Below are 4,517 nucleotides of genomic sequence, written 5' to 3'. Positions count from 1 at the left end.
GGGTTCGTCGAGCAATAACACATTGGGTTTTTCCCACGCGATTATCGCCAATGCCAAACGCGCTTTTTCTCCGCCGGAAAAATGGGTGATGGGTTCAAAGGCGCGGTCGCCATGGAAATCAAAACTGCCGAGGAAATCGCGGATTTCCTGCTCGCGTGCCTGCGGCGCCAAGCGTTGGATGTGTAATGCCGCGGAAGCATTAATATCCAGTGCTTCCAATTGATGTTGCGCAAAGTAGCCGAGTTTAAAATGTTCGCCGTTAGTGCGATCACCAGCCAGTAGCGGCAGCGAACCGGCAAGGGTTTTTACCAAACTTGATTTACCCGCTCCGTTGGGGCCGAGTAAACCCACGCGCGTTTCGGCGCGAATACTCAATTCAACTTTATTTAAAACAACTTTGGCTCCCTGATCATCAGTTTTATAGCCAATGTCAGCGCGCGCGATATGCACCAATGGCACTGACATTTTGTCATTGCAAGTAAAAGTAAAGGTGAATGGTGAATCGATATGCGCCGGCGCAATCTTTTCCATGCGCTCCAATTCTTTAATCCGGCTCTGCGCCTGGCGCGCTTTGGTGGCTTGCGCGCGGAAGCGGCGAATATAATTTTCAACGTGTGCAATACGCTCTTGCTGCTTCTCAAAACTCGCCTGTTGCTGTGCAAGTTTTTCCGCGCGCTGGCGTTCAAACGCTGAATAGTTGCCGCTGTAATTATCGAGTTTTTGTTTTTCGATATTTACAATGCGGTCAACAATATTGTCGAGAAAATCGCGGTCGTGCGAAATAATAATCAAAGTACCGGGATAGCGTTTGAGCCACTCTTCCAGCCACAGGGTCGCATCTAAATCCAAATGGTTGGTCGGTTCGTCGAGCAGCAATAAATCCGATGGACACATCAATGCTTGCGCGAGATTTAAGCGGATGCGCCAGCCACCGGAAAAATCCGATACCGGGCGTTTATCATCACCCGGCGCAAAGCCCAAACCATTTAATAATTGCTGCGCGCGTGAGGGCGCGGTATATGCGTGGATATTTTCCATATCGCTATACAGATGCGCGAGCTGTTCGCCGTTGTGTTGCGGATCTTGCAAGGCGGTGGCAATTTCCTGCTCCAGTCGGCGCAATTCGCTATCACCATCGAGCACATAATCGAGCGCGCTGCGGCTGGTATGCCCAACCTCTTGCGCCATATGTGCTACACGCCACTGTTTGGGGATATCAAGCGTGCCGGTATCGCTGTGTAGTTTGCCGAGCAACAATTGGAACAAGGTGGATTTGCCGGTGCCATTGGCGCCGATCAAACCGACTTTCTGGCCCGGATAAATAGTGAGGTCGGCACCGTCTAATAAAAATTTGGTGCCGCGCTGAACGGAGGTGTTTTGTAATTGAATCATGGCGCGCATTCTAGCAGACTTGCCCCAAACCCCTGCTAGCGGATTTTGTTATGCCCACTGCGTCACTCGATGATAGATCCAATCTGTGGGATTTTTCCCTGCGCCAGTATGCCCGCGCCGGTGTGGCGGATGCGTGCCTGCGCCTGCAAGATGAGCATGGGGTAAATGTGAATGTATTGTTCTGGTGCCTCTGGCTGGAACAGCGAGGATTAACTCTGGATGCAGCGCGCCTGCGCAACGCGCAGAAGCGTATCCACGCATGGGACGAGCACTATGTTGTACCCCTGCGACAATTGCGGCGGCGGATGAAAGCAGAATTTGGTGGGGCGAATTCGGATATCGAACAAGTGCGCAGCCAAATTAAACAGGCGGAATTGCTCGCGGAAAAACAAGTACTGTCGCTGCTGGAGGTGCTGCCGCAAAGCTGGGGTAAGACAGCCGTAGCCAGCGCACATCTACCCACGGCAGGAGAGAATCTTCGCTTTTATTTACAGTATCTCAATGTTGCCGAAAGCGCGATTAGGGAAGTGTTGGCGTTGCTTGATAGCGGCACCGCTTCAGTGACGCAAGAGCGCATCTAACTGGTCTACAATTTCGCACCAATCGGAATCCTGTTGCAGACTATCTTTGATAAATTGACGTTGCGATTGGGTCCAAAAATCAGCGGCTTGCAGCTTAATATCATCAGGTAAATGATGATGTTTGATAAAGCGCGCTATAGCCAGATTGCTTGATTCCAAACCTAATTGCTCAAATAGTTGCGGCATTGCGATAGTGGACGTATTCATGATGGAGTGCTCCTAATTACTTAGCTAGAGTATGAAGGAGATTTGGCGCGGACGTTTGAATCTTTTGTTATTAAAAAAGGGCACCGATGGTGCCCTTTTTTATGTAAGCCGATGTGATGAATCCTTAATTCAATGAACCTTGGTCATCATCGAATGGCAGCGCTGGAGTTGACGGTGATTCGACGCTGGTGGCGACCGCCGGTGTTTCAACGGCGGATGGCTCGTTAACCACTACAGGTGCTTCAACTGCGGGTGCTACAGTAGGCGCCTCAACAGCAGCAGTTGGGGCGGGTGCAGCATTTTCAGTGGCGCTTTCTATTTTTTTGGCTGGCGCTTTTTTAACAGGGGCTTTTTTAGCGGCGACAACTTTTGGTGCTGGCTGTTCGGCAGGAGCTGCAGGCTGGACAGCTCCAGGTGTTGCTGTTGGCTTGGTTTTGGTCGCTTTGGTTTTAGCCGCCTTGGTTTTGGTTGCAGTGCTTTTTACTGGCTCTGCGGTTTTTGTTTCAGGCTTTTTCGTGACTTTTTTGATTGCGGTTTTTTCAGCTTTGGGTGCATCAACATTTGCTGAAGCTGTTTTTGCAGGTTTTACTTTGGCGGCCTTACCGGCTTTTTTAGCCTTGCCTTTGAGCTGATCTGCAACGGCCTTGGCAATTTCTTTACTCGCCGCTTGCGCCGCTTTTAAGCTGTCCAACAATGCTTGCGCGCTGGCAGCCACTTTGGCTTGTGCGGCCAAATCTTTTTTCGCCTGACTCAGGCGCGCTTTAGCCGCAGGGGTTTTGCTTTCTTTTGCTGACAGATCAGCCACTTTTTTCTTGGCGCTAACCAGCGCTTTGTTTTCTGCAGCAACTGTTTTTTCTGCAGCAGCAAGTTCTTGCGCGCGCGCTTTATCCAGCGCAGCACCCAGCTTGGCGATTTCTTGTTCCAATTCAGCAATTGAATTTTTTGGAGTTTTGGTGGCGGCCATAAAAAAATACCTGTATGAAAAAAGCGTTGGAAACGTCTAATGAGTAGCACAGTAAACTGTTGATGCATTTCGGGCGAATTGTAGCTGCGCCCCACTAAAAAGTGTATGCCTCTATGCAGGGCGATGGGTTTGTACTTTAGCTGGCAATAACCCTGAGCGATAGAGGGTAATGGGCGTGAACTTTGTGAAAAGCAAGCAGTCTGAATCGGTTCTGATGCTAGCGGCTGCAACTCTCCGGAGGTAAATGGGGTGCAGTACACACTTTGGCTGGCGGTTTAACGTGGGCAAGCGCTAAAAACGCGCACATTTGGCTGGAGTTGGTATACCATTGCCGCCTGCTCTGGCGCCGCAGTATAAGGTGTCGGCTAGGACCAAGTGAGCGGCACGCTTGCTTCACACAGACAACGATTACAAATCAATGATTACTAATAAGGTGCATTATGTTTAACAAACGTTTATTGGTTGTTGGCCTGATGGCTGCTACTGCTGGCTTGATGGGCTGCAACAAAAAAGAAGAAGCAAAACCGGTTGATGACAGTGCAAAGCTGACGACTCTGGAGCAAAAAGCGAACTACATCATTGGTCAAAACCTGGGTAAAAACCTGCAAAATGGCGGCCTGACCATTGAGCCTGACTCATTGTCATTGGCGCTGACTGATATCCGTGACGGCAAACCTTCTCGCATCAGTGAAGAAGATATGCAAAAGATCATGCAAGAAGTTCAGCAAAAAGCCATGGCTAAACAAGAAGAAGAACAAAAGAAACTGAGCGAAACCAATATTGCTGAAGGCAAAAAATTCCTCGAAGAAAACAAGGCTAAAGAAGGTGTAACTACCACTGCAAGCGGCCTGCAATACAAAGTGATCACCGAAGGTAAAGGCGCCAAGCCAAAAGCAACCGACACTGTAACTGTTAACTATGTTGGCAAGCTGATCAACGGTACCGAATTTGATAGCTCGATCAAAAATGGCCAACCGGCAACCTTCCCATTGGATGGTGTAATTCCGGGTTGGACTGAAGCCCTGCAATTGATGCCACAAGGTTCCAAGTGGGAAATCGTAATCCCATCAGAGTTGGCATACGGTGCTGGTGGTCAAGGCCCAATTCCACCATCATCAACCTTGATTTTCGAAGTTGAATTGTTGGAAATCAAAGCGGCTGAAGCTGCTGCAGAAGCTAAATAAGATTTAACCCGATCTTATGGCGATAAAAAAACCCGCTCATGAGCGGGTTTTTTTATGGCGGTAATTTTGTGGTGCGACTTTTTAACTAACCAAATCTTTGTGCGATGTGTGCAGTACCGAGATGAGGCGGTCTTCGGTGCTAAAGCGCACTTCGAGTGCTTCGCCCAAGTGCGACAGGTCGGCTGTGAG

Annotated in this window: 5 protein-coding genes; 2 read left to right on the top strand and 3 right to left on the bottom strand. The window is 49.4% G+C overall.

The genetic code is table 11. The features are described from left to right. The coding region (locus ACWA6V_RS17715; protein WP_449523740.1) for an ABC-F family ATP-binding cassette domain-containing protein at positions 1-1,392 on the bottom strand (1,392 nt) is incomplete at its 3' end. Between the two features lie 50 nt (positions 1,393-1,442). Here ACWA6V_RS17715 and ACWA6V_RS17710 point away from each other — a divergent pair. Next, positions 1,443-1,973 (top strand): TIGR02444 family protein, encoded by a 531-nt coding sequence (locus ACWA6V_RS17710; protein WP_449523739.1) that lies wholly within the window; start codon positions 1,443-1,445, stop codon positions 1,971-1,973. Here ACWA6V_RS17710 and ACWA6V_RS17705 read toward each other — a convergent pair. Further along, entirely contained in the window at positions 1,950-2,180 is a 231-nt protein-coding gene (locus ACWA6V_RS17705; protein WP_449523738.1) for a DUF2789 domain-containing protein, read from the bottom strand. The genes ACWA6V_RS17710 and ACWA6V_RS17705 overlap by 24 nt on opposite strands. A 124-nt stretch (positions 2,181-2,304) precedes the next feature. Further along, positions 2,305-3,144, bottom strand: a complete 840-nt coding sequence (locus ACWA6V_RS17700) for a hypothetical protein (RefSeq protein WP_449523737.1) — start codon at positions 3,142-3,144, stop codon at positions 2,305-2,307. A 440-nt stretch (positions 3,145-3,584) separates the two neighbouring features. Here ACWA6V_RS17700 and ACWA6V_RS17695 point away from each other — a divergent pair, with 440 nt between their 5' ends. Then, positions 3,585-4,328, top strand: coding sequence for an FKBP-type peptidyl-prolyl cis-trans isomerase (locus ACWA6V_RS17695; protein ID WP_449523736.1), 744 nt, complete (start codon positions 3,585-3,587; stop codon positions 4,326-4,328). Positions 4,329-4,517: the final 189 nt, after the last annotated feature.

The sequence above is a fragment of the Cellvibrio sp. genome (assembly GCF_053579595.1).
The sequence above is the reverse complement of the archived record's forward strand: the minus strand, read 5'-3'. Positions and strand labels throughout refer to the sequence as shown.

Excerpts from the sequence above, each read along its gene's own strand:
- ACWA6V_RS17705 (WP_449523738.1), bottom strand. The coding sequence starts at position 2,180 with ATGAATACGTCCACTATCGCAATGCCGCAACTATTTGAGCAATTAGGT.
- ACWA6V_RS17710 (WP_449523739.1), top strand. The coding sequence starts at position 1,443 with ATGCCCACTGCGTCACTCGATGATAGATCCAATCTGTGGGATTTTTCC.
- ACWA6V_RS17700 (WP_449523737.1), bottom strand. The coding sequence starts at position 3,144 with ATGGCCGCCACCAAAACTCCAAAAAATTCAATTGCTGAATTGGAACAA.
- ACWA6V_RS17695 (WP_449523736.1), top strand. The coding sequence starts at position 3,585 with ATGTTTAACAAACGTTTATTGGTTGTTGGCCTGATGGCTGCTACTGCT.